Origin of the sequence: Streptomyces triculaminicus (assembly GCF_017349075.1) — a bacterium.
Classification (GTDB): Bacteria; Actinomycetota; Actinomycetes; order Streptomycetales; family Streptomycetaceae; genus Streptomyces; species Streptomyces triculaminicus.
The window spans coordinates 290,189-313,738 of the sequence record NZ_JAFMOF010000003.1; the positions used below are offsets into that span (position 1 = coordinate 290,189).

General features: G+C 71.8%; 22 protein-coding genes and 1 riboswitch. Of the genes, 11 read left to right on the forward strand and 11 right to left on the reverse strand.

Annotated elements, in window-relative coordinates:
- Positions 1-17 precede the first annotated feature (17 nt).
- From J1792_RS19945 to J1792_RS19960, 4 genes are all read right to left on the reverse strand, one after another.
- Positions 18-341 (reverse strand): DMT family transporter, encoded by a 324-nt coding sequence (locus J1792_RS19945; protein ID WP_086573657.1) that lies wholly within the window; start codon positions 339-341, stop codon positions 18-20.
- Between the two features lie 88 nt (positions 342-429).
- Complete coding sequence (rsgA, locus tag J1792_RS19950; protein WP_086573645.1) at positions 430-1,434, reverse strand: ribosome small subunit-dependent GTPase A; 1,005 nt, start codon at positions 1,432-1,434, stop codon at positions 430-432.
- A gap of 17 nt (positions 1,435-1,451) precedes the next feature.
- The gene (aroA, locus tag J1792_RS19955) at positions 1,452-2,822 is read right to left on the reverse strand and encodes a 3-phosphoshikimate 1-carboxyvinyltransferase (RefSeq protein ID WP_086573647.1); all 1,371 of its coding nucleotides are present in this window, start codon (positions 2,820-2,822) and stop codon (positions 1,452-1,454) included.
- 49 nt (positions 2,823-2,871) lie between these two features.
- Complete coding sequence (locus J1792_RS19960) at positions 2,872-3,597, reverse strand: M50 family metallopeptidase (protein ID WP_207247926.1); 726 nt, start codon at positions 3,595-3,597, stop codon at positions 2,872-2,874.
- Between the two features lie 41 nt (positions 3,598-3,638).
- On the opposite strand from J1792_RS19960, the gene J1792_RS19965 reads away from it, so the two are divergent.
- The 8 genes from J1792_RS19965 to def all read left to right on the forward strand — a co-directional run bounded on the left by J1792_RS19965 (position 3,639) and on the right by def (position 11,593).
- Complete coding sequence (locus tag J1792_RS19965) at positions 3,639-4,472, forward strand: SOS response-associated peptidase (protein ID WP_086573650.1); 834 nt, start codon at positions 3,639-3,641, stop codon at positions 4,470-4,472.
- Between the two features lie 53 nt (positions 4,473-4,525).
- The gene (locus J1792_RS19970; RefSeq protein ID WP_086573651.1) at positions 4,526-5,197 is read left to right on the forward strand and encodes an alpha/beta hydrolase family protein; all 672 of its coding nucleotides are present in this window, start codon (positions 4,526-4,528) and stop codon (positions 5,195-5,197) included.
- 292 nt (positions 5,198-5,489) lie between these two features.
- Positions 5,490-6,176 carry a sigma-70 family RNA polymerase sigma factor gene (locus tag J1792_RS19975; protein WP_242705446.1) on the forward strand — a complete coding sequence of 229 codons (687 nt, stop codon included), beginning with the start codon at positions 5,490-5,492 and terminating at the stop codon, positions 6,174-6,176.
- Positions 6,173-6,493, forward strand: coding sequence for a mycothiol system anti-sigma-R factor (rsrA, locus tag J1792_RS19980; RefSeq protein ID WP_086573655.1), 321 nt, complete (start codon positions 6,173-6,175; stop codon positions 6,491-6,493). The genes J1792_RS19975 and rsrA overlap by 4 nt, the downstream gene beginning before the upstream one ends.
- A gap of 208 nt (positions 6,494-6,701) precedes the next feature.
- Positions 6,702-8,045 carry an HD-GYP domain-containing protein gene (locus tag J1792_RS19985; protein ID WP_207247927.1) on the forward strand — a complete coding sequence of 448 codons (1,344 nt, stop codon included), beginning with the start codon at positions 6,702-6,704 and terminating at the stop codon, positions 8,043-8,045.
- A gap of 392 nt (positions 8,046-8,437) precedes the next feature.
- Positions 8,438-9,628, forward strand: a complete 1,191-nt coding sequence (locus J1792_RS19990; RefSeq protein WP_107431160.1) for an HD-GYP domain-containing protein — start codon at positions 8,438-8,440, stop codon at positions 9,626-9,628.
- Positions 9,629-9,853: 225 nt separating this feature from the next.
- Positions 9,854-10,846, forward strand: a complete 993-nt coding sequence (locus J1792_RS19995) for a tetratricopeptide repeat protein (protein WP_086572405.1) — start codon at positions 9,854-9,856, stop codon at positions 10,844-10,846.
- A gap of 90 nt (positions 10,847-10,936) precedes the next feature.
- Positions 10,937-11,593, forward strand: a complete 657-nt coding sequence (def, locus tag J1792_RS20000; protein WP_086572406.1) for a peptide deformylase — start codon at positions 10,937-10,939, stop codon at positions 11,591-11,593.
- Positions 11,594-11,657: 64 nt separating this feature from the next.
- Here def and J1792_RS20005 read toward each other — a convergent pair whose 3' ends face one another.
- From J1792_RS20005 to J1792_RS20025, 5 genes are all read right to left on the reverse strand, one after another.
- Positions 11,658-12,014 carry a YciI family protein gene (locus tag J1792_RS20005; RefSeq protein WP_086572408.1) on the reverse strand — a complete coding sequence of 119 codons (357 nt, stop codon included), beginning with the start codon at positions 12,012-12,014 and terminating at the stop codon, positions 11,658-11,660.
- A gap of 90 nt (positions 12,015-12,104) precedes the next feature.
- Positions 12,105-13,121, reverse strand: a complete 1,017-nt coding sequence (locus tag J1792_RS20010; RefSeq protein ID WP_179198988.1) for a ribonucleotide-diphosphate reductase subunit beta — start codon at positions 13,119-13,121, stop codon at positions 12,105-12,107.
- Positions 13,121-15,511 (reverse strand): ribonucleoside-diphosphate reductase subunit alpha, encoded by a 2,391-nt coding sequence (locus J1792_RS20015; protein WP_086572412.1) that lies wholly within the window; start codon positions 15,509-15,511, stop codon positions 13,121-13,123. The genes J1792_RS20010 and J1792_RS20015 overlap by 1 nt, the downstream gene beginning before the upstream one ends.
- 163 nt (positions 15,512-15,674) lie before the next feature.
- Positions 15,675-15,801, reverse strand: a riboswitch (cobalamin riboswitch).
- Between the two features lie 201 nt (positions 15,802-16,002).
- Complete coding sequence (gene mctP / locus J1792_RS20020) at positions 16,003-17,634, reverse strand: monocarboxylate uptake permease MctP (protein ID WP_086572414.1); 1,632 nt, start codon at positions 17,632-17,634, stop codon at positions 16,003-16,005.
- The gene (locus tag J1792_RS20025) at positions 17,631-17,900 is read right to left on the reverse strand and encodes a DUF3311 domain-containing protein (protein WP_086572416.1); all 270 of its coding nucleotides are present in this window, start codon (positions 17,898-17,900) and stop codon (positions 17,631-17,633) included. The genes mctP and J1792_RS20025 overlap by 4 nt, the downstream gene beginning before the upstream one ends.
- Positions 17,901-18,350: 450 nt before the next feature.
- On the opposite strand from J1792_RS20025, the gene J1792_RS20030 reads away from it, so the two are divergent.
- Positions 18,351-18,959, forward strand: coding sequence for a carbonic anhydrase (locus tag J1792_RS20030; protein WP_086572418.1), 609 nt, complete (start codon positions 18,351-18,353; stop codon positions 18,957-18,959).
- 35 nt (positions 18,960-18,994) lie between these two features.
- On the forward strand, positions 18,995-20,473 hold the full coding sequence (locus J1792_RS20035; protein ID WP_086572420.1) for a SulP family inorganic anion transporter: 1,479 nt from the start codon (positions 18,995-18,997) through the stop codon (positions 20,471-20,473).
- Between the two features lie 107 nt (positions 20,474-20,580).
- Here the strand turns inward: J1792_RS20035 and J1792_RS20040 are convergent, their stop codons facing one another.
- On the reverse strand, positions 20,581-21,084 hold the full coding sequence (locus tag J1792_RS20040) for a hypothetical protein (RefSeq protein WP_086572422.1): 504 nt from the start codon (positions 21,082-21,084) through the stop codon (positions 20,581-20,583).
- Positions 21,085-21,239: 155 nt separating this feature from the next.
- Positions 21,240-22,004, reverse strand: coding sequence for a GntR family transcriptional regulator (locus J1792_RS20045; RefSeq protein ID WP_086572424.1), 765 nt, complete (start codon positions 22,002-22,004; stop codon positions 21,240-21,242).
- Positions 22,005-22,248: 244 nt separating this feature from the next.
- Between J1792_RS20045 and J1792_RS20050 the strand changes: the two genes are divergently transcribed.
- Positions 22,249-23,520 carry an extracellular solute-binding protein gene (locus J1792_RS20050; protein WP_086572425.1) on the forward strand — a complete coding sequence of 424 codons (1,272 nt, stop codon included), beginning with the start codon at positions 22,249-22,251 and terminating at the stop codon, positions 23,518-23,520.
- The last annotated feature ends 30 nt before the right edge of the window (positions 23,521-23,550 follow it).

A 23,550-nucleotide genomic window follows, 5' to 3' on the forward strand; every position in this document is an offset into this window, starting at 1 on the left:
AGGGGTGTCCGAGGGGGCTAGTGCGCCGACCCCGACAGCTGCAGCCCGATGACGCCCACGATCACGAACGTGATCGAGACGATCTTGAGCGTGGACACCAGGTCGCCCAGGAAGACCATGCCGTAGATCGCGGTCCCGGCCGCGCCGATGCCCGTCCACACGGCGTAGGCCGGACCCACGTCGAGCTTGCGCAGGGCGAGCGTCAGCAGGCCGAAGCTGCCCAGCGCGAAGCAGGCGAAGGCGATCGTGGGCCAGAACCGGGTGAAGCCGTGGGAGAGCTTGAGGCAGACGGCGAAGCCGGTTTCCAACAGTCCGGCGACCACGACCAGCAGCCACGCCATCAGATTGCCTCCCGTTTCGCGGACCGCCCCGTGGGCTTCGGCGCTCTTGATGCACTTGCCGCCCGCGGTCACTCGCAAACGTAGGCGATCAGTCGCCTTCGCGCCGCTCCCTCGTCGCCAGCAACCGGCGCAGCGAGTACAGCCGCTGCGGGTCGGCGTGGCCGTCGGCGACCCACTGGTCCAGCGCGCAGTCCTGCTCGTCGTGACTGCACGCGCGCGGGCAGCCCTCGGTGCCGGGCTCGAGGTCGGGGAAGGCGTGGATGACCCGCGAGGGGTCCACGTGGTGCAGCCCGAAGGACCGCACGCCCGGGGTGTCGATGACCCAGCCCGTGCCCTCCGGCAGCGGCAGGGCCAGCGCGGACGTGGTGGTGTGCCGGCCGCGGCCGGTGACCGCGTTGACGTGGCCGGTGGCCCGCTGACGGTCCACGAGCGCGTTGACCAGCGTGGTCTTGCCGACGCCGGAGTGCCCGACGAACGCGGTGATGCGGCCCTCCAGCTTCTCGCGGACCCGGCGGGCGGCATCGCCCTCGGTCAGCTCCTCGCGACTGGTGACGACATAGCGGATGCCGAAGGACCCGTAGGACTCCATCAGCTTCTCCGCGGAGGCCAGATCCGACTTCGTCAGAACCAGCAGCGGCTCGAGCCCCGCGTCGAACGCCGCGACCAGGCAGCGGTCGATCAGCCGGGGCCGGGGCTCGGGGTCGGCGAGGGCCGTGACGATCGCCAGCTGGTCGGCGTTGGCGACGACCACGCGCTCGTAGGGATCGTCGTCGTCGGCGGTGCGGCGCAGCACCGAGCTGCGCTGCTCGACGCGGACGATGCGGGCGAGGGTGTCCTTGTCGCCGCTGAGGTCGCCGACGACCGCGACCCGGTCGCCCACCACGGCGCTCTTGCGGCCCAGCTCGCGGGCCTTCATCGCCACGATGGTGCGGTCGTCGATGAGGACGTGCAGCCGGCCGCGGTCCACGGTCAGGACGAAGCCCTCGGAGGCGTCCTCGTGCTTGGGCCGGATGTTCGTACGGGGGCGGTTGCCCTTGCGGTTGGGGCGGACGCGGACGTCGTCCTCGTCGGTGTGCTTGCCGTAGCGGCGCATGGTGCTTCCAGGTCTCTTTAGCTTCTCGGCGCCGTCGTCGCCCCCGCGACGGAGCCGAGCATCCCGGTCCACAGCTCCGGGAAGTCGGGAAGGGTCTTGGCGGTGGTCGCCACGTTCTCCACCTCCACGCCGTCGACGGCCAGGCCGATGACGGCGGCGGCGGTGGCCAGCCGGTGGTCGTCGTAGGTGTGGAAGACACCGCCGTGCAGGGTGCGCGGGCGGATGTGCAGCCCGTCCTCGGTCTCGGTGACGTCGCCGCCGAGCTCGTTGATCTCCTTGGCCAGGGCGGCCAGCCGGTCGGTCTCGTGCAGTCGCAGGTGGGCGATGCCGCGCAGGACGGACTCGGAGTCGGCCAGGGCGGCCACGGCCGCGATGACCGGGGTGAGCTCGCCGACCTCGTTCAGGTCCGCGTCGATGCCCGTGATGCGGCCGGTGCCGGTGAAGGTCAGGCCGGCGTCGGTGAGCTCGCAGCGGCCGCCCATGGCGGTGAAGATCTCGCGCAGCGCGTCGCCCGGCTGGGTGGTGCGCTCGGGCCAGTCCGGGATGGTGACGCGGCCGCCGGTGACCAGGGCGGCGGCCAGGAACGGCGCGGCGTTGGACAGGTCGGGCTCCACGACCAGGTCGCGGCCGAGCAGGGCGCTGGGGGAGACGCGCCAGACGTTGGGCTCGCCCCCGGATTCGGGGGTGTCGACCTGGGCGCCGGCCGAGCGCAGCATGTCCACGGTCATGCGGATGTGCGGCATCGACGGCAGTACGGCGCCGACGTGGCGGACCTCGACGCCCTGGTTGAAGCGCGGGCCGGAGAGCAGCAGGGCGCTGACGAACTGCGAGGACGAGGAGGCGTCGATCTCCACCAGGCCGCCGTCCAGCGCGCCCGCGCCGTGCACGGTCAGCGGCAGCGCGCCGCGGTCGTTGTCGTCGATACGGGCGCCCAGGGCGCGCAGCGCGTCGATCACGCCGTGCAGGGGGCGCTCGTAGCTGCGGGGGTCGCCGTCGAAGCGGACCGCGCCGTCGGCGAGGGCCGCGACCGGCGGCACGAAGCGCATGACGGTGCCGGCGTTGCCGACGTCGATGGTGGCCGGGCCGTGCAGCCGGGCGGGGATCACCCGCCAGGCCTCGCCGGTGGTGTCGGGGCCGTCCGCGACGGTGGAGCTGGAGGAGACGGTCTCCTCGATGCCGACGCCCAGGGTGCGCAGGGCGTCCGCCATCAGCACGGTGTCGCGCGAGCGCAGCGGGCGGCGCACCCAGCCCGGCTCGGCGGCGAGCGCGGCCAGGACCAGCGCACGGTTGGTGACCGACTTCGATCCGGGCACGGGGACGGTCGCGTCGACCGCTCCGGTGGCGAGCGGAGCGGGCCAGAGGTCGGGGTGCACGGGGCTCTCGGTCATGCCCTTACCTTACTGACGTTCTCGTCGTGGTTCGGTACGAGAAGCCCGGTCACAGCCCCAGCAGCCAGCGTCCGCCCCCGCTCAGGCAGCACAGGGTCACCACGTGGAACAGCCCCAGCCACACCGCCGCGGGCAGGTTCGTCAGCCGCGCCAGCTGGTCCGCGTCGGAATCCCGGGCTCCGCCGTGCCGGCGCTTGCTCCCCAGCTCGAACGGCGGCCGGACCCCGCCCAGCAGCAGGAACCAGACCACCCCGTAGGCGAACGCCGCCTGCACGGCGGGCCCCGTCAGCCATGACACCAGCACGAACGCCGCCCCCGTGAGCACCACGGTCAGGACGCCGTAGGCGTTGCGGATCATCACCAGCATCGCGGCCAGCAGCGCCGCCGCCCCCCACAGCAGGGCGGTGATGTGCCCGGCGGCCAGCAGGTAGGCGCCGCCGAGGCCGAGCAGGGAGGGGGCGGTGTAGCCGGCGGCCGCGGTGAGGACCATCCCGATCCCGGTCGGCCGGCCCCGGGAGACGGTCAGCCCCGAGGTGTCGGAGTGCAGCCGGATGCCGTCCAGGCGCCGCCCGCTGAGCAGGGCCACCAGGGCGTGACCGCCCTCGTGGGCGATGGTGACGGCGTTGCGCGTGATCCGCCATACGCCATGCGGGACCACCGCGGCCAGCGCGACGACGCCGGTGACGGCTATGAGCCAGATCGAAGGGTGCGGCTGAGTGCCGAAGACGCTCGAGGAACGGTCCCACAGATCGGTGGCGGTGGTGCTGTTGTCCATTTCTGAGCCGCTCCTAGCGTCTTCGTGGCAGTGTGGCACTCATGTGCGGTCGATATGCGGCGAGCCGGCGGCCGGAGGACCTGGCCGGGCTCTTCGGGGTGGAGAAGTGGGAACCGGAGGAGACGCTGGCTCCGGACTGGAACGTGGCGCCGACGAAGAGCGTCTACGCGGTGCTCGAGCGTCCTGTCAAAGACGCAGCCGACCCGCGTCCGGTTCGTCAGCTTCGCGCCCTGCGCTGGGGGCTGGTGCCGTCATGGGCGAAGACGCCCGAGGGCGCGGCGCGGATGATCAACGCGCGCGCGGAGACGGTCCACGAGAAGCCGTCCTACCGGCGGGCCTTCGGGGCGCGGCGCTGCCTGCTTCCGGCGGACGGCTACTACGAGTGGGTCACCGGCGAGCGGGAGCGCGAGCTGGAGGAGAAGGGGCGCCGCAAGCGCGCCCGCAAGCAGCCGTACTTCGTCACGCCGGCCGACGGGTCGGTGATGGCGATGGCAGGGCTGTTCGAGTTCTGGCGCGATCCCACGCTGCCGCCCGACCACCCCCAGGCCTGGTGGGCGACCTGCTCGGTGATCACCACCGAGGCCGACACCGAGCCGTTCGCGGGGACGGGGGAGACGGGGGAGACGCAGGAGCCCGGGCCGCGCTCGCTCGCCGAGATCCACCCGCGGATGCCGCTCGTCCTGCCGCCCGAGCGGTGGGCCACGTGGCTGGACCCGGCGCGCACCGAACCGGAGGAGCTGCTGCCGCTGCTGGCGCCCCCGCCCGCCGGACTGCTGCGGGCCTACCCCGTCTCCACCGCGGTCAGCGACGTCCGCAACAACGGGCCCGAGCTGCTGAAGGAACTGCCCGCGCCGGAGGAGTCGACACTGTTCTGAGCCGTCGCTGTTCTGAGCGGCGCGCGCCGCCGCCGGCGTGCCCGCTCGGCGCGATGGACGCGCCCGCCCGGCAGGATGGGGGCGTGAGCGAACGCATCGAGCAGACCGTCCAGGACGTGCCCACCCCCGCCGGCGACGCCCGCGTCCACTGGCACCTCGCGCCCCACGCGCGCCTCGTGCTCGCCCTCGGACACGGCGCGGGCGGCGGCGTCGAGGCCCGCGACCTGCGGGCGCTGGCGGCGGCCCTGCCGTCCGACGGGGTGAGCGTCGCCCTGGTCGAACAGCCGTGGCGGGTGGCCGGCAGGAAGGTCGCGCCCGCGCCCTCGGCCCTCGACGCGGCCTGGCGGGCCGTCTGGCCCGCGCTCACCGCGCCCGGGGTGCCGGTGGTGGCCGGCGGCCGCAGCGCGGGCGCCCGCGTCGCCTGCCGCACGGCGGCCGGCCTCGGCGCCGCGGCCGTGCTCGCGCTGAGCTTTCCGCTGCACCCGCCGGGCCGGCCGGAACGCTCCCGCGCCGACGAGCTGACCGGCGCCGGGGTGCCGGTGCTCGTGGTGCAGGGCGCCCGCGATCCGTTCGGCCGCCCCGAGGAGTTCCCGCCCGGCGCCGAACCCGTGGTCGTGCCGCACGGCGACCACGGCTTCGCGGTGCCGAAGAAGGCGGACGTCACCCAGGAGGAGGCGCTGGACGTGATCACCCATGCGGTCGGGATGTGGCTGAAGGCGGTCTAGAGCGATCTGGGCCGGTCCGCAAGGGCTCTTGGGCGGTTTCCGTCCGGGCGGGAATGATCCACCGGGTGCCGCTGTTGTGGTCTCTGTATCACGTACCGGCACAGACGAAGGAATGGGAGCTCCCCGCATGGGTTCGATCGCATGCCCGTCCCGCCCGCAGACGGCCGACCCGGGTTGGGCGGTCATGGGTGTGGACCAGTCGGCCCTGGCCGGAGCGGCGAGCGCACCGGATCGTCGTCTATTCTCCGATTCGAGCGGGTCCGGTCCGGGCGCCGCCGTGTTGTTGGAGGAGGTGGGTCCGGTCACTGGGATCGACGCGGGGGCCGACGACAACCGCAAGCGGGAGCCTGCCGAGAGCGCGGCGGAGCGCAACGCGCGCTTCGAGCGCGACGCCCTGACCTTCCTCGACCAGATGTACTCGGCCGCCCTGCGCATGACGCGCAACGCGGCGGACGCCGAGGACCTGGTGCAGGAGACGTATGCCAAGGCCTACGCGTCCTTCCACCAGTTCCGTGACGGTACGAACCTCAAGGCGTGGCTCTACCGCATCCTCACCAACACCTTCATCAACTCGTACCGCAAGAAGCAGCGCGAGCCGCTGCGCAGCGCGTCCGAGGAGATCGAGGACTGGCAGCTGGCGCGCGCCGAGTCGCACATGTCGACCGGGCTGCGCTCCGCCGAGTCCCAGGCGCTGGACCATCTTCCCGACTCCGACGTCAAGGCGGCCCTTCAGGCCATTCCGGAGGAGTTCCGCATAGCGGTCTACCTCGCGGACGTGGAGGGCTTTGCCTACAAGGAGATCGCGGACATCATGGGTACCCCCATCGGCACGGTGATGTCCCGGCTGCACCGGGGTCGCCGGCAGCTGCGCGGACTGCTGGAGGACTACGCACGCGAGCGCGGTCTGGTCCCGGCCGGGACCGCCCCCGCGCAGAACGGTTCCGACGAGTCGCACAATCGGAAAGGCTCGGACTCATGAGCTGCGGAGACCCGCACGAGACGGACTGCTCCGAAGTCCTCGACCACCTGTATGAGTACCTCGATCACGAGATGCCCGAAGGCGACTGCGCCAAGTTCGAGGTGCACATCGACGAGTGCTCTCCGTGCCTGGAGAAGTACGGGCTCGAGCAGGCGGTGAAGAAGCTGGTCAAGCGCTGCTGCGGCCATGACGACGTGCCGGCCGACCTCCGCTCGAAGGTCATGGGCCGCATCGACCTCATCCGGGCCGGGCACGCGGTGCCCGATCAGGACCTGGTGGCCGAGGCCAGGGCGGCCGAGGCCGCGCAGCAGGACTGACGCCCGCGCGCCGCGCTCGCGGCGCGGGGATCCCGCCCGCGCCGCGCTCGCGGCGCGGGCGGGATCCTGCGATAGCAGTGATCCAAACCACCGCACCAGGGAACGTCACCCGAACGGACGGCGGATTCCCCGTGCGCGGTTCTCCGGGCTTTCCTGAGCCTATTCTCCCCATCCAGACGCCATGTCCAAGGGTCGGGGAGGACGCGCCATGTGGGCACTTCCGGCGGCGGCGCGCGCGTATATCGCGTGCGCCGTGCTCGCCGCCGCGGTGTGCGCCGCGCCCGTCGTACGCGGCGGCCCGGCCGTGCCCTGGGGCGAGGTCGTCCTGCTCGCCGCCGTCTGCGCCGCGGGCGAGCGGCTGCCACGCCGCCCCCTGACGCTGCCGGTGCTGATCGCCGCGGCGGTGCTGCTGCCGCCCGCGTCCGCCGCCGTCGTGGCGGTGCCCGGGGCGCTCGTGCGGCCGGTGGGCCGGCGCCCGGCGTGGGTGCGGCGGCTGTGGCACGCGGCGCGGTCCTCCCTGGCGGCCGCCGCCGCCTCGTACGTCTACGGGCCCGGCCTGGGCGCCCCCCGCGCGCCCGACGCCGCCTGCCTCCCCGCCGCGCTGCTGCCGGCCGTCGCCGCCGGACTCGTGCTCGCCCTCGTCGGAGCCGTCCTGGACGGCGGCGTGCTGGTCACCGCCGAGGGCCGCTCGGCGCGGACGGCCTGGCGGGCGCCGATGCCGGCGGCGCTCGCGCCGGCGCTGGTCCACGGGCCGACGGGACTGATGACGGCGCTGCTGTGGCACAGCCCCTACGGGCCCCCGGCGGCGCTGCTGGTCCTGCTGCCGGTGTCGGTCTCCTCCTGGGTCCAGGACCGCTGCCGCCGCGAGCGGGCGGCCCACCAGGCCACGGTGCGCGCGCTGGTGCAGGCCGTCGACCTCAAGGACCGCTACACCCGTGGCCACAGCGAGCGCGTCGGCCGGGCGTCCGTGCTGATCGCCCGCGAGCTGGGCATCGGCGGCGAGCGCCTGGAGGCGCTGCGCTTCGCCGGCACCCTGCACGACCTCGGCAAACTGGCCGTGCCCACCGGGGTGTTGCGCAAGGACGGCCCGCTCACGCCGGAGGAGCGCCGGATCATCGAGCTGCATCCCGAGTACGGCCACGAGATGGTGCGCGGCATCGGCTTCCTCGACGAGGCCCGCGCCGCGATCCTGCACCACCACGAGCGGCTGGACGGCACCGGCTATCCCTACGGCCTGGCGGGCCGTCAGATCCCCGAGTTCGCCCGGGTGGTGGCCGTGGCCGACGCCTTCGACGCGATGACCTCCACCCGCAGCTACAGCCGCGCCCGGCCCGTGCCGGTGGCCCTCGCGGAGCTCGACCGCTGCTCCGGCTCCCATTTCGACCCCCGCATGGTCGCCGCGCTGGTGCGCGCCCTCGACCGCCACGGCTGGCAACCGGAAGCTGTCATTCCGTCCAGCCGAAACGTCCCTGTTGATCACTGTTCCGTCCCGGGCGCCCCCGTGGGCCCACCGGCGGCGGGCGACCGTACGGACCGGGGTGGTCCCGGATGAGAACACGACCGCCGCAGGATCTGACCTGCTGTGACGCGCCGGCCTGCCGGGCGGCCGCCGACCCCTCGGCGCCCCCGGGCGACGCGCCCCCGGGGGCCTGCCCGGCCGCCTCGACGGCCCAGGCCGGGCCCGAGCGGCCCGGCGCCGAGGCGCCCCCGGGGCCCTCACGCGGGGTACGGCCCCCAGGCCCCCAGGCACCTCAGGCCCCCACGGCCGCCCCGGCCCCCTGGCCCGGCGCCGGCTGCGGCCTCCTCCGCCCCGGACGCGCCCTACCGCCCCGGCACGCCCCGGACGCCGACGAGCGCGCCCCGCGGGAAGCCGCACCGGACGCGCCGGAGTGGGCCCGCCCCGGCGGGCCCGGCCGGGCCCGCGCCGGGGGGCTCGCGCGGGGGGTGCACGTCGTCGCCGGGCTCACGGCGGTCCTCGCGCTGGCGTGGACGGCGTGGCGGGGGGTGGCGCAGCCGCACGTGGCCCTGGCCTACGGAGTGCTGATCGCGCTCGGGGAGGCTGCCCGGCGCACGCCGCGCGGGGCGGGCGCCGGAGCCCGGGAGACCGCGCCCGTGGGGTCCGCCGGCACGCTCGCGTACGCCCTGCTCGGCGAGGTCGGCGGAGAGCCCGCCTCGCACGGCGCCGCCCAGGTCGTCGCCGTCGTGCTCGGCGCCACCCTCGCCGGAGCCGTGGGCCGCCCGCCCGCGCTCGACCGGCTCGCGCGCCGGGTGCTCAACGCCGCCTTCGCCGCCGTCTGTTTCCAGCCGCTGCACGGCTGCGCGCCCAGCCCGTCCTACCCGCTCCTCCTCCTGCTGCTCCTGGCCCTGACCGCCCTGTGCGACGCGGTCCTGGCCGCCGCCCTCACCCGCTCCCGCACCGGCGGCGGACCGTACGGGCCCCTGCTGCGCGAGGAGCTCAGGGCGCTCCCCGGCGTCGGCTCGGCCATCGGCGCCGGCGGCGTCGTCATGGCGCTGGCCGTGGCCGCTGCGGGGCTGTGGGCCCTGCCGGTGTTCTGCCTGCCGCTGCTGGTCACCCAGCTGTCCGTGCACCGCTACGAGGCCGTGTGCGCCACCCGCCGCCAGACCATCGCCTCGCTGGCCAGAGCCACCGAGATCGCCGGCTACACCCGGCCGGGACACGCCCGGCGGGTCGCGACGCTGGGCCGCGCCGTCGGCCGCGAGCTGGGGCTGTCGGGGGCCGACCTCACGGTGGTGGAGCACGCGGCGCTGATGCACGACATCGGCCAGCTCTCCCTCCCGGTGCCGGTCCCCGCCGGGGCGACCGAGCCGCTGCCGCCCGAGGAGCGCCGCCGCATCGCGCTCCTGGGCGGCGCGGTGGTCCGCCGGACCGGGGTCTCGCCGGATGTCGTCCTGGTGGTCGAGCGCCAGGCGGATCCGTACCGGGACCAGCCGCTCACCGCCCGTATCGTCCGGACCGTCAACGCCTACGACGACCTCGCCGGCGACCCGGCGTGCGGCCCGCTGCGCGCCCTCGAGCGCCTCCGTCTGGCCACCGCGCACGACCACGAGCCCCGGGTGGTGGAGGCGCTCGCGGCGGTGCTCGCGCGCGGCGGCCCCGCTCCATCAGGCCCGTGACAGCGGGGGTGAAGGGGGACTGGCCCGCCGAACCCACGGGTAATGAGCGGGCGTCCGAAGGGGCATGGTTGGATGCGAAGAGACGAAGAGAATGGCGAGAAAGCGGAAACCGGGGGGTGTCGTGCGCGGGGTCGTCGGCAAGGAGGTCCGACAGGGCGGCTTTCTCCGCCCGGTCCATCCGGCGTGGTGGCACGCAGAACACGCAGAAACCGGCAGGCGGGAATCGTGAGGATCTTCGGCAAGGTACGGCACCGGCCTTCCGCCTCGTGGCGGCAGGCGACCGACCGTGCCTTCACGCTCATCGGCGACGGCCGCTACGAGGACGCGGGAGCGCTGCTGACGCGCGCGGCCGACATGGAGCCATGGCTGTCCGAGTCGTGGTTCAACCTCGCGCTGCTGCACAAGTTCCGGCACGACTGGGAGCAGGCCCGCGCCGCCGGGCTGCGCGCGGTGGCGCTGCTGGACCGCGAGACCGGCGCGCCCGACTGGTGGAACGTCGGCATCGCCGCCACCGCCCTGCAGGACTGGCCGCTGGCCCGCCGCGCCTGGCAGGCGTACGGGCTGCGGGTGCCCGGCGAGGGCGGCCCGGCCGGTGAGCCGACCGGGATGGAGCTGGGCAGCGCGGCCGTGCGGCTCTCGCCGGAGGGCGAGGCGGAGGTCGTCTGGGGCCGCCGGCTCGACCCGGCGCGCATCGAGGTGCTGTCCATCCCGCTGCCGTCCTCCGGCCGCCGCTGGGGCGAGGTCGTGCTGCACGACGGCGTCCCGCACGGCGAGCGCGTAACCGCCGCCGGGCCCTCGTACCCCGTCTTCGACGAGATCGAGCTGTGGGCCCCCTCGCCCGTCCCCACCTGGGTCGTGCTGCTGGAGGCCGCCACCGAGGCCGACCGGGACGCCCTTGAGCGGCTCGCGGCCGACGCGGGCTTCGCCGCCGAGGACTGGTCCTCCTCCGTGCGCCTGCTGTGCCGGACGTGCTCGGAGAGCCGGATGCCCAGCGACGAGGGCGACGGCGAGCACCTCGACCCGCACGACCACAGCGAGCCCGGACACCCCGGCCCGCTGGGCCACCGCACGGCCGGCTCCGGCTCGGGTTCCCTGTGGGTGCCCGAGCGCGAGTGCGGCATCGCGGCACCCGCGGGGCTCGTCAGGGGGCTGCTCGACGGCTGGGTGGCCGACAGCCCGGACACCCGTGAATGGCGGGATCTGGAAGAGGTCTGCTGAGCGGCCGCTGTGGCCCCCGTACCCTGTAGAGACCCAGTGGATTCAGGGCAAGATATTGCTTTCGGGTTGTGAGAGAGGCATACGGCGGACATGGCGCAGCAAGACACGGACCAGCCAGTGAACGACGAGTCGAACGAGTCGACCGCTTCCGGCGAGTTCATCGTGGACACCGAGGACTGCGAGGCGCGTGAGCTCGCGCACCGCGAGCGCGGCACCTCCCGCCCGATCACCGTCGTCGGCAACCCGGTGCTCCACAAGGAGTGCAAGAACGTCACGGAGTTCGACGAGAAGCTCGCGCAGTTGATCGACGACATGTTCGCCAGCCAGCGCACCGCCGAGGGCGTGGGCCTGGCGGCCAACCAGATCGGCGTCGACCTGAAGGTCTTCGTCTACGACTGCCCGGACGACGAGGGCGTGCGCCACGTCGGCCACGTGGTCAACCCCGTGCTCGACGACCTGCCGGCCGACCGCCGCATCCTCGACGACTCCAACGAGGGCTGCCTGTCGGTCCCGACGGCCTACGCCGCCCTGGCCCGCCCCGACTACGCGGTCGTCCGCGGCCAGGACCTGCACGGCAACCCGATCGCCGTCGAGGGCACCGGCTACTTCGCCCGCTGCCTGCAGCACGAGACGGACCACCTGTACGGCTACCTGTACATCGACCGTCTCTCCAAGCGCGATCGCAAGGACGCCCTGCGGCAGATGGCCGACGGCACCCCGCGCTACCCGGTCGTCTCCAACGGCTGATCGCGCGTACGACGCACATGTGGCGGGCGCTCCCCAGGGAGCGCCCGCCACACGCGTTTCACGACTACGCCGGGAAGTCGGAGGCCTCGAAGAGCGGGCGCACCTCGACCTCGCCCTCGCGGAAGGGGATGCGCCGGGCCCATTCCAGGGCCTCGTCCATCGAGCCGGTCTCGATGATCCAGAAGCCGGCGATCTGGTCGGCGGCCTTCCCGAAGGGCCCCTCGGTGACGACGGGCGGCCCGTCGGAGTACCGCACACGCGCCCCCTTGGAGGTCGGGTGCAGGCCGTCGCCGGCGAGCATCGCGCCGGCCTGGGCCAGCCGCTCGTTGTACTGCCCCATCTCGGCGATCATCTCCTTGGTCGGCATCACGCCGGCCTCGGAGTCCTCGCTCGCTTTGACGATCATCATAAAACGCGGCATCGCGTGCCTCCCGTTCTGTCCGGATTCCGCACTGGATTCCCGGACGGGAGACACGCGATGCCGCGTTCGAGACTATTTAACCCGTGAGGATCAGAACTCGTCGTCGAAGGCGACCGTGCCCTCGACCGCCACCTGGTACGCGGACGCGCGGCGCTCGAAGAAGTTGGTCAGCTCCTGGACGTTCTGCAGCTCCATGAAGGAGAAAGGGTTCTCCGAGCCGAAGACCGGGGCGAAGCCCAGGCGCTGGAGGCGCTGGTCGGCGACGCACTGCAGGTACTCGCGCATGGACTCGGTGTTCATGCCCGGCAGGCCGTCGCCGCACAGGTCACGGCCGAACTGCAGCTCGCACTCCACGGCCTCCTTCAGCATGTCGGTGACCTGCTGCTGGAGCTCGTCGTCGAAGAGGTCGGGCTCCTCCTGGCGGACGGTGTCCACGACCTCGAACGCGAAGTTCATGTGCATGGTCTCGTCGCGGAAGACCCAGTTGGTGCCGGTCGCCAGGCCGTGCAGCAGGCCGCGGCTGCGGAACCAGTACACGTAGGCGAAGGCGCCGTAGAAGAACAGGCCCTCGATGCAGGCCGCGAAGCAGATCAGGTTGAGCAGGAAGCGACGGCGGTCGGCCTTCGTCTCCAGGCGGTCGATCTTCTCGACCTCGTTGATCCACTTGAAGCAGAACTGCGCCTTCTCGCGGATGGAGGGGATGTTCTCCACCGCGTCGAACGCCGCGGCGCGGTCGTCCGGGTCGGGCAGGTAGGTGTCGAGCAGCGTCAGATAGAACTGGACGTGCACGGCCTCCTCGAACAGCTGCCGCGACAGGTAGAGGCGCGCCTCGGGGGAGTTGATGTGCTTGTACAGCGTCAGCACGAGGTTGTTCGCCACGATCGAGTCGCCGGTCGCGAAGAACGCGACCAGGCGGCCGATCATGTGCTGCTCGCCCGGGGACAGCTTGGCCAGGTCGGCGACGTCCGAGTGGAGGTCGACCTCCTCGACGGTCCAGGTGTTCTTGATCGCGTCGCGGTAGCGGTCGTAGAAGTCCGGGTACCGCATGGGGCGCAGGGTCAGCTCGAAGCCCGGGTCGAGCAGGTTCTTCTGTTCAGCGGCGGACATTACTGGCAGGCCTCGCAGGACTCGGGGTTCTCAAGGGAGCAGGCGATGGCGTCCGCGTCGGGCGCGGCCTGCTGCACGGGGATGGTGGCCGGCACGGCGGCACCGGCGGAGGCGGCGCGGGCGATCCGGGTGGCCGGGCGGGAGCGCAGGTAGTACGTCGTCTTGATGCCCTGCTTCCAGGCGTACGCGTACATCGAGCTGAGCTTGCCGATGGTGGGCGAGGCCATGAAGAGGTTCAGCGACTGGCTCTGGTCCAGGTACGGCGTACGGGCCGCGGCCATGTCGATCAGGGCGCGCTGCGGGACCTCCCAGGCGGTGCGGTAGAGGTCGCGCACCTCCTGCGGGATCCACTTCATGTCCTGGATCGAGCCGTTGGCGTCGGTCATCGCGTCGCGGGTGGTGCGGTCCCACACGCCGAGCTTCTTGAGGTCGTCCACCAGGTAGGTGTTGACCTGCAGGAACTCACCGGAGAGCGTCTCGCGCTTGAACAGGTTGGAGACCTGCGGCTCGATGCACTCGTAGACGCCCGCGATGGAGGCGATGGTGGCGGTCGGGGCGATCGCCAGCAGCAGCGAGTTGCGCATGCCGACGGCGGCGATGCGGGCGCGCAGCGCCTCCCAGCGGCTCTCCCAGGCGGCGACGGCGTTGGGGTAGTGGTCCGGGTGCAGCACGCCGCGGGCGGTGCGGGTCGCGGACCAGGCCGGGTGCGGGCCGTGCCGCTCGGCGAGGTCGGCGGAGGCCTCGTACGCCGCGAGCATGATCCGCTCGGAGATCTTGGTGGAGAGGGCCTTCGCCTCGGCGGAGTCGAAGGGCAGGCGCAGGCGGAAGAAGACGTCCTGCAGACCCATCAGGCCCAGGCCCACCGGGCGCCAGCGGCTGTTGGAGTTGCCGGCCTGCTCGGTCGGGTAGAAGTTGATGTCCACGACGCGGTCGAGGAACGTCACGGCCGTACGGACCGTACGGTCGAGCTTCTCCCAGTCCATCTCGCCGTCGGCACCGAGGTGCTGCGCGAGGTTGACCGAGCCCAGGTTGCAGACCGCGGTCTCGCCGTCGTCCGTGACCTCGAGGATCTCCGTGCAGAGGTTCGAGGAGTGGACGACCTTGCCCTTCTCGGCCGTCTGGTTGGCGGTGCGGTTGGCGGCGTCCTTGAACGTCATCCAGCCGTTGCCGGTCTGCGCGAGGGTGCGCATCATGCGGGCGTACAGCACCCGGGCCGGGATCTGCTTGACGGCCTTGCCGGCGGCCTCGTAGGCGCGGTAGGCGGCGTCGAACTCGTCGCCGTAGAGGTCGACCAGGTCCGGGGTGTCGGCGGGGGAGAAGAGCGACCAGTCGGCGTCGGCCTCGACGCGGCGCATGAACTCGTCCGGGATCCAGTGCGCGATGTTGAGGTTGTGGGTACGACGGGCCTCCTCACCGGTGTTGTCGCGGAGCTCCAGGAACTCCTCGATGTCGGCGTGCCACGTCTCGAGGTAGACGCAGGCCGCGCCCTTGCGGCGGCCGCCCTGGTTCACGGCGGCGACGGAGGCGTCGAGGGTGCGCAGGAACGGCACGATGCCGTTGGAGTGGCCGTTGGTGCCACGGATCAGCGAGCCGCGGGAGCGGATGCGCGAGTACGACAGGCCGATGCCGCCCGCGTGCTTCGACAGACGCGCCACCTGGTGGTAGCGGTCGTAGATCGAGTCCAGCTCGTCCAGCGGAGAGTCCAGCAGGTAGCAGGACGACATCTGCGGGTGGCGGGTGCCGGAGTTGAAGAGCGTGGGGGAGGAGGGCAGGTAGGAGAGCGTGCTGGTGAGCCCGTAGAGCTCGGCGACGTCCTCCAGGGCCCGCACGGAGTGGTCCTCGGCCAGGCCGCAGGCCACGCGCAGCAGGAAGTGCTGCGGGGTCTCGATCACGTTGCGGGTGATCGGGTGGCGCAGCAGGTAGCGGCTGTGCAGGGTGCGCAGGCCGAAGTAGCCGAAGCGGTCGTCGGCGCCGTCGGCGAGTGCCTTGGCGACCAGCGCGTCCAGGCGCTCGGCGTGCTCCTTCACGAACGCGGCGGTCTCGTCCGCGATCAGGCCCTCGCGGTGGCCGACGGCCACCGAGGCGGAGAAGGAGGTCGCACCCTCGCCGGCCGCCTCGTCGGCGATGGCGCGGGTGAGCAGCCGGGCGGCGAGGCGGGAGTACTCCGGCTCCTCGGCGATCAGGCCGGCGGCGGCCTCGGTGGCGAGGGAACGCAGCTCGGCCTCGTCCGACGCGGCGCTACGGCCGCGCAGCGCGGCGGCGGCGACCTTGCCCGGGTCGGTGGAAGGCAGGTCTGCGGTGAGGTCGGTCAGGGTGCGCAGCAGCGCGGTCCCGGGACCGCCGGTCGCTTCCGCGTTCGCTGAGACCGGATCTGCGGGCGCGATGGTCACGTGTGGCTCTCCCTCGCTCGGCTGGGGTGGGCCGGGCGGGTGCGCGCGACGGTCGCGTACGGGCATGCCGAATACACCGGGGCATGCCTCGTAGGCGTCCGTCGGCCCAACCCGCGGGGCCCGGACGAATTCAACGCCCATAGCCGAGCCCAGGGCAGGCTCGGTGGTGGGCGCGCTGGCGGCAGGTCCTCGGACTACAGGTGCGCTGGGTATATGCGCACACATACACCGTTGCGGGACAGTTCCGGACTTTCACCGGATTCCCCTGCGGCATCAGCGAGGACGAGCATACATCTAGTGCCGCCCCTCGTACGCGCCCCCACATGTTGTGTCGTCCCGTCATGACACGGTCGCGGAATGTGCTAACGGGCGGGCTGCGCAAGGCCGCCACAAGGCTACGGAAGGCCACGCGAAAGGGCCGCCACGCCCCTCGGAGAGGGGTGTGGCGGCCCTGATGTCGGGGCGGGGCCGGCGGGCCCGCCAGGGTGCTGTCAGTGGCCGCCAGGGGCCCCCGCGGTGGCCGGGGGGAGCTCCGCCGCGACGCCCGGGTCGCCGGCGTCCGCGGTGTAGTCCGACGGGCTGGTCTGGTCGACGCCGTCGGGAGCCTTGATCGCCTTCAGGACGAAGGTCGCCACGATGACGACGATCACATTGAGGGCGAACGCGGTGAGGCCGATGTAACCCTTCTCCCCGAGGAGGGGGATGAGGTTGGTGTTCCCGAAGTGGGCCTGGGTGGCGCTCGGCGTGGCGTACGCCCGCCAGGTGCCGTACCCCATGCCGGCCGCCCAGCCCGCCAGCAGGGCCCAGCGGTGGAACCAGCGGGTGAAGAGCCCGCCGACGAGCGCCGGGATCGTCTGCAGGATCCATATGCCGCCGAGCAGCTGGAAGTTGATGGCGACCGTTTTGTCCATGGTGAGGACGAAAACGAGCGCTCCGACCTTGACGAGCAGAGAGGCGAGCTTGGACACCTTCGCCTCGTGTTCGGGCGAGGCGTCCGGCTTGAGGAACTCCTTGTAGATGTTCCGGGTGAACAGATTTGCGGCGGCGATCGACATGATGGCCGCCGGGACGAGCGCCCCGATGCCGATCGCGGCGAACGCCACGCCCGTGAACCAGTCCGGGAACATGTCCTCGAACAGCTGCGGGATGGCCAGCTGCCCGTTCTTGACCTTCACCCCGGCGGCCAGCGCCATGAAGCCGAGCATCGCCAGCAGGCCCAGCATCAGGGAGTAGAGGGGAAGGATCGTGGTGTTGCGGCGGATGACGTTGCGGCCCTTGCTGGAGAGCACCGCCGTCACCGAGTGGGGATACAGGAACAGCGCCATCGCCGAACCCAGTGCGAGCGTCGCGTACGACCACTGCGCCTGCGGCCCGGGGACGAGCGCGCCGCGCGGCTTGCCCGTTGCTGGGTTTTCGGCCGCGAACGCGTGACCGGCCTTGGCGAAGATCTCGTCGAAGCCGCCGAGCCGGATCGGGATGTAGATGGTCGCCACGATGATGACGATGTAGACCAGCGCGTCCTTGACGAAGGCGATCATCGCCGGCGCCCGCAGCCCGGAGGAGTAGGTGTAGGCGGCGAGCACGCCGAAGGCGATCAGCAGCGGCAGGTCCTTGACGAACCAGTTGGTGCCCTCGCCGCCGCCGACGCCCAGCACGTCCAGGACGGCCTGTATGCCGACCAGCTGCAGGGCGATGTACGGCATGGTGGCGAGGATGCCGGTCAGCGCGAGCGCCAGGGACAGGCCCCGGGAGCCGAAGCGGCCCCGGACGAAGTCCGACGAGGTCACGTACCCGTGCTTGTGCGCCACCGACCACAGCCGCGGCAGGAAGGTGAAGACCAGGGGGTAGCAGAGGATGGTGTAGGGCACCGCGAAGAAGCCCGCCGCGCCGCCCGCGTAGATGGCCGCCGGGACGGCGACGAAGGTATAGGCGGTATAGAGGTCGCCGCCGAGCAGGAACCAGGTGACCCAGGTGCCGAACGAGCGGCCGCCCAGTCCCCACTCGTCGAGGTTGTTCGCGTTCTCCGCCCGCCGCCATTTCGATGCCATGAAGCCCATGACGGTCACGGCGAGGAAGAAGAAGACGAACACGGCGAGCGCCACGCCGTTCACGCCGTCCTTCATCGGACCTCACCGCCCCGGTGCTTCCGCTCGTGGTGGCGGACGATGACGTAGGCGATCACGGTGAGCATCGTCGAGATGACGACCCACAGCATCTGGTACCAGTAGAAGAACGGGACGCCGGCGAGGGTGGGCGTGAGCCGGGAGTAGGAACCGACCCACAGCATCGCCACGAAGGGGATGGCCAGGCACACCCCGGCGACGATCAACGGCACGGTGACGACCGGCCTTCGTGAGCCCTCTACAGGCTGCTCGGGTGGTTCCGACATGCGGTGTCTCCGTCCCCTGTGCGATCACATGCGTAATGTCGGGGAAATCTAAGGGAGGCTCCCTCCGGGCGTCACCCCCTATCCGCATATCGGAATGGCAACGCCCCGACGGTTCGTCAGAAGCCGTAGGAGGAAGCCCTGGTGCGGGAGTCCGGGGCGCATCAATAGGAAGTAAAGAGTCCACTTGACCCATGGGGCGCATGTGGGCGTGGTCACGGTGGTGATGTGCGCGGTACGCGCCCCAAGTGCCCAACCGCGAGCCCTATTTGATGAAATATTTACCTGTCATCAAAGGGTAACGTGCAGGTAAAGTGAACGTCTCGTCCGTCGCGCAGGATTGGCTGCACGGCGGCCGGCGCAGCCATGCACTGGCGCGCTCACACCCGTAATGCTGACTTGAACACACCGCGCCCCAAAGGGAACCCACCGGGGCGCAGGAGGCAGGCCAACATGAAGTCGCTCATCGACAACGCCCGATCGTTCGCAACCCACGTGGCCGAGAACGCCGAGAGCTTCCGGGCTTTCGAAGCCGGCCAGTCGCCGGAGACCCTGTTCATCACGTGCTCCGACTCGCGCGTCGTGCCGTCCCTCATCACCGGCGCACGACCCGGCGAACTCTTCGAGCTCCGTACCGCGGGCAACATCGTCCCCGAGTACCGCAGCGACCACCCTTCCGGCGAGACCGCCACCATCGAGTACGCGGTCCGCGTGCTGGGCGTCCGCGACATCATCGTCTGCGGGCACTCCCACTGCGGCGCCGTGAGCGCCGTCGTCCGGGGCGATGACCTCTCCTCCGCGCCCGCCGTCCAGGGCTGGCTCGACCGTGCCGTCCCGGCGGACGCCGACGCCCGGACCGCCGACGCGGACTCCCCCGGCATGGCCGAGGCGGTCCAGGTCCACGCCGTCGCCCAGCTCAGGACCCTGCGGGACTACCCCTGCGTCCGCGAACGCCTCGAGGAAGGGCTGCTGACGCTGCACGCCTGGTACTACGAGGTGCACACCGGCTCTGTCACCGTGCACCGGCCCGAGAACGGCCACGGGCCGTTCGGACCTCTGTGAACCACCCGGACGCACGACCCAAGGGGCCCTCACCCATGTTCTCCGTCAAGAAACCCGCCGTCCTGCGTCAGGACGCGCTCGCCTCGCTCGTCGTCTTCCTCGTGGCCCTGCCGTTGTGCGTCGGCGTGGCCGTGGCGTCCGGGGTGCCGGCCGAACTCGGCCTGATCACCGGCATAGTCGGCGGCCTCGTCGTAGGCGCCATGCCGGGCAGCACCTTCCAGGTCAGCGGCCCCGCCGCCGGACTGACGGTGCTGGTGTTCGAAGCCGTACGGGAGTTCGGCCTGGGCATGCTCGGCGCCATCGTCCTGGTCACCGGCCTGCTCCAACTCGCCCTGGGCGCCCTGCGCTTCGGCCGGTGGTTCCGGGCGATCTCGGTCGCGGTCGTCCACGGCATGCTCGCCGGCATCGGACTCGTCCTCCTCTTCGGCCAGCTCTACACCATGGCCGGCGTCAAGCAGCCGCGCTCGGGCATGGAGAAGATCGCGGGCGTCCCCGGGCTCGCCGTGGACATCGTCACCGACGGCGACGCCCTGACCGCCTTCGCGGTCGGCGCGGCGACCATCGCGGTGCTGGTGCTGTGGAAGAAGCTCCCGGGCAAGGCCCAGCTGGTGCCCGCGCCGCTGGTCGCCGTCGCGCTGGCCACGGCCGTCACCGCGCTGGGCGGCCTGGACATCGCCAACGTCGAGGTGAAGGGGCTGCTGGACGCCGTCCAGCCGCCCGGCCTGAACGACCTCACCTCGCTCGCCAGCGTCGCCGTGCTCGGCACGGTCCTCGCCTTCACCCTCATCGCCTCGGCCGAGTCCCTGTTCAGCGCGGCCGCCGTGGACCGGATGCACGACGGCCCCCGCACCCACTACGACAAGGAGCTGCTCGCCCAGGGCCTGGGCAACACGGTGTGCGGCGTACTCGGCGCCCTGCCGATGACGGCCGTCATCGTCCGCAGCGCCGCCAACGTCCAGGCCGGCGCGAGGACCCCGCTCTCCCGGGTGCTGCACGGCGCGTGGCTGCTGCTGTTCGCGGTGCTGCTCCCCGCGGCCATCGGCGTCATCCCGCTCGCCGCGCTGGCGGGCGTGCTGGTGCACGCCGGCTGCAAGCTGGTGCCGGTGAAGGAGATCGGCCCACTGTGGCGCGACCACCGGGGCGAGGCGGTGATCCTCGCGGTCACGGCCGTCGCCATCGTCACGACCAGCATGTTCGAGGGCGTGGTGCTCGGACTCCTGCTGGCGGTGGTGAAGTCGGCATGGGAGACCTCCAAGATCCATGTGGAGGTCCGTGAGGACGACGGCCGGATGACGGTGGTCCTCACCGGCAACGCCACGTTCCTGCGGCTGCCCCGCATCCTGGAGACCCTGGAGGCGCTCCCGCAGGACCGGCCCATCGAGCTGGACCTGTCCCCCCTGCGCCATGTGGACCACGCGTGCCGCACGGCCCTGGAGGCCTGGGCCGCCCGCCACAACGACGCGGACACCGAGCCGGTACGGCTGCGGCACGCACGGCTGACCGCCGTGGCCTAGCCCGGCTCGGCCGACCCGGCCCGCCGACGACGGCCGTACCCGGCACCCCAGGTGCGGCCGCCGCGCCCGCCGGCCCGGCCGGCGGGCGGTGGGCGGTCAGTGAGCGGTCAGTGGGCGCGCTCGCCCCGGTTGAGGACCATGACCACCACGGACCCCACGATCACCAGCCGTTCCGTCAGCGCGTCGAGCTGCCGGCGCTGCTCCGGCGGCAGGTGCCAGTCCTCCCACCACGCGGCCTCCTGCTGCGAACAGGGGCCCGACCACTCCTCCTCCCACGCCCGTCCCAGCTGGACGGAGAGGGGGATCACCGAGCGGGCCAGGCCGCCGTAGGCGCCGAGCACCGCGAGCATGGGGCTGCCCGGCAGCCAGTCCCGCCAGGTCGCCAGCAGCTCGTCGGCGAGGCGGGCCACGTCCTCCAGCCACAGCACGTGCTGGGACACCCAGCCCTGGGCCTGGGGGCATGCGGGCATGCCCGGCAGCAGGCGCTGTTCCAGCTGCTCACGACGGGTGAGGAACTCCCGTGCGAGGCCCAGCTCGTAGTCGGAAGGAACCCAGGAACCCTCGGTCAGGGCGATGGCGGCGGCCTCGACCGCATCGACAGCTTGGCTCATCCCGCCACCGTACGTGACCCCTGGTCAGCGGGGTTGCCAAGGCCCCCGATCCGCCGGACGCGAGCGCCTCGGTCCGTGTGCCGCCTCAGCCTGGCGACACTGCGCTGTCCCGGGGGCAACCCCCGGACCCCCGGCCGGGCCCGGCTCCGGCCGCCTCAGTCCGTGGGCCGCCTCAGCCTCGCGACGAACTTGTACCGGTCGCCCCGGTAGACCGAGCGCACCCATTCCACCGGCTTGCCCTCCGCGTCCAGCGAGTGGCGCGAGAGCATCAGCATCGGCAGGCCGACGTCCGTGCCCAGCAGGCCCGCCTCGCGGGGGGTGGCCAGGGAGGTCTCGATCGTCTCCTCCGCCTCGGCCAGATGGACGTCGTAGACCTCCGCCAGGGCGGTGTAGAGCGAGGTGTGCTTCGCCAGGCTCCGGCGCAGCGCCGGGAAGCGCTTCGCCGACAGGTGGGTGGTCTCGATCGCCATCGGCTCGCCGCTGGCCAGCCGCAGCCGCTCGATGCGCAGCACCCGCCCGCCCGTGGCGATGTCGAGGAGCCCGGCGAGCCGGTCGTCGGCGGTGACGTAGCCGATGTCCAGCAGCTGGGAGGTGGGCTCGAGGCCCTGGGCCCGCATGTCCTCCGTATAGGAGGTCAGTTGCAGCGCCTGGGAGACCTTGGGCTTCGCGACGAACGTCCCCTTGCCCTGGATGCGTTCCAGGCGGCCCTCGACGACCAGCTCCTGCAGCGCCTGGCGCACGGTGGTGCGCGAGGTGTCGAACTCGGCCGCCAGCGTCCGCTCCGGCGGCACCGGAGTGCCCGGAGGCATGGTTTCGGTCATTTCCAGCAAGTGCCGTTTGAGCCGGTAATACTTGGGCACCCGCGCGGTCCGCGTGCCGCCCGCGGCCGCGCCGCTCTCCGTACCGCCCTCGGTCGCCATGGCGTGCCTTCCCGACTCCGATGATCCTGCTGCCGTCACCGGCTCCTCCGTCTATAGCGGTCACATGGTGGCACGGGCCGAGCCCGAGGAGCCCGGAGAAGCCCAGGTCGACCTCGAGGTGTCGGTCCGGTAACGGAGCCGACAGCGACTCTTATACACCCTTGACACCCCAAAAGGTCTAGGCCAAGCTGCGGGCACTGGTCTAAACCATTAAAGACCACATTCGGTCCTTGAGGAGAGTGCTGTGAAGCGAGGGCTCATAGCGGCGACGGGTGTCGCGGCCATGTTGGTGAGTGTTGCTGCCTGTGGGTCCAGCGACGGTGACAAGGAGACCGATGCCGGCGGTTCCCAGGGCAAGACCCTGACCGTCTGGTTCATGGATGGCTCGAATCCGCCTGGTTGGACGAAGGCCGTCCAGGCCGAGTTCGAACAGAAGACCGGGGCCAAGCTGGACATCAAGATCCAGAAGTGGGACGGCATCCAGCAGAAGCTGACCACCGCCCTCTCCGAGTCCAGCCCGCCGGACGTCGTCGAGATCGGCAACACCCAGACCCCCTCCTACGCCGAGACCGGCGGCCTCGCGGAACTCGGCGACCTGAAGAAGGAGATCGGCGGGGACTGGACCGAGTCCCTCAACAAGCCCTCCGTCTTCGAGGGCAAGCAGTACGCCGCCCCCTGGTGGGCGGCCAACCGCGTCGTCATCTACAACAAGAAGGTCTGGACGGACGCGGGCATCAAGGACACGCCCAAGACCCGGGACGAGTTCTTCAAGGACCTCGAGGCCATCGACAAGAAGGGCGACGCCGAGCCCCTCTACCTGCCCGGCCAGAACTGGTACTTCTTCGACGGCCTGACCATCGGCACGGGCGCCGACCTGGTGAAGAAGGACGGCAAGAAGTGGGTGTCCAACCTGGCCGACCCCAAGGTCGCCAAGGCCATGGAGCTCTACAAGAAGTACCAGTCCTTCTCCAAGGCCCCCAAGGACAAGGACGAGGCCACCCCGCAGCAGGCCGACGTCTTCGCCAAGGGCAAGACCGGCGCGTTCATCGGCATGGGCTGGGAGGCCCAGACCGCGATCAAGGCCAACCCGGAGATCGAGAAGGAGATCGGCTACTTCACCATCCCCGGTGAGACCGCCGGCAAGCCCGAGGGCGTCTTCCTCGGCGGCTCCAACCTCGCCGTCGCCGAGGGCAGCAAGAAGAAGGCCCTCGCCAAGGAGTTCCTGAAGATCGCGCTGTCCGACAAGAACGAGGGTGCGCTGGCCAAGGAGGTCGGCTCCCTTCCCAACAAGGACGCACTGCTGCCCAATGTGAAGGGCAACGCCGTCGCCGAGGCCGCCGCGCCCGCCGCCAAGAGCGGCGGCACCACGCCGCTGATCCCCGAATGGGCCAGCGTGGAGAACGCGCCCAACCCGGTCAAGGCCTATATGACGGCCGTCCTGAACGGCAAGTCCCCCGAGGAAGCCGCCAAGCAGGTCGAGGCCGACATGAACAAGCGCCTCAGCCAGAAGCAGTGACCCGCCGCCTTCCGTACGGGGCGGCCGACC

Coding starts and splice junctions, on each gene's coding strand:
- J1792_RS19945 (WP_086573657.1), bottom strand. CDS start 341: ATGGCGTGGCTGCTGGTCGTGGTCGCCGGACTGTTGGAAACCGGCTTC.
- rsgA (WP_086573645.1), bottom strand. CDS start 1,434: ATGCGCCGCTACGGCAAGCACACCGACGAGGACGACGTCCGCGTCCGC.
- aroA (WP_086573647.1), bottom strand. CDS start 2,822: ATGACCGAGAGCCCCGTGCACCCCGACCTCTGGCCCGCTCCGCTCGCC.
- J1792_RS19960 (WP_207247926.1), bottom strand. CDS start 3,597: ATGGACAACAGCACCACCGCCACCGATCTGTGGGACCGTTCCTCGAGC.
- J1792_RS19965 (WP_086573650.1), top strand. CDS start 3,639: ATGTGCGGTCGATATGCGGCGAGCCGGCGGCCGGAGGACCTGGCCGGG.
- J1792_RS19970 (WP_086573651.1), top strand. CDS start 4,526: ATGGACGCGCCCGCCCGGCAGGATGGGGGCGTGAGCGAACGCATCGAG.
- rsrA (WP_086573655.1), top strand. CDS start 6,173: ATGAGCTGCGGAGACCCGCACGAGACGGACTGCTCCGAAGTCCTCGAC.
- J1792_RS19985 (WP_207247927.1), top strand. CDS start 6,702: ATGTGGGCACTTCCGGCGGCGGCGCGCGCGTATATCGCGTGCGCCGTG.
- def (WP_086572406.1), top strand. CDS start 10,937: ATGGCGCAGCAAGACACGGACCAGCCAGTGAACGACGAGTCGAACGAG.
- J1792_RS20005 (WP_086572408.1), bottom strand. CDS start 12,014: ATGCCGCGTTTTATGATGATCGTCAAAGCGAGCGAGGACTCCGAGGCC.
- J1792_RS20010 (WP_179198988.1), bottom strand. CDS start 13,121: ATGTCCGCCGCTGAACAGAAGAACCTGCTCGACCCGGGCTTCGAGCTG.
- mctP (WP_086572414.1), bottom strand. CDS start 17,634: ATGAAGGACGGCGTGAACGGCGTGGCGCTCGCCGTGTTCGTCTTCTTC.
- J1792_RS20025 (WP_086572416.1), bottom strand. CDS start 17,900: ATGTCGGAACCACCCGAGCAGCCTGTAGAGGGCTCACGAAGGCCGGTC.
- J1792_RS20030 (WP_086572418.1), top strand. CDS start 18,351: ATGAAGTCGCTCATCGACAACGCCCGATCGTTCGCAACCCACGTGGCC.
- J1792_RS20035 (WP_086572420.1), top strand. CDS start 18,995: ATGTTCTCCGTCAAGAAACCCGCCGTCCTGCGTCAGGACGCGCTCGCC.
- J1792_RS20040 (WP_086572422.1), bottom strand. CDS start 21,084: ATGAGCCAAGCTGTCGATGCGGTCGAGGCCGCCGCCATCGCCCTGACC.
- J1792_RS20045 (WP_086572424.1), bottom strand. CDS start 22,004: ATGGCGACCGAGGGCGGTACGGAGAGCGGCGCGGCCGCGGGCGGCACG.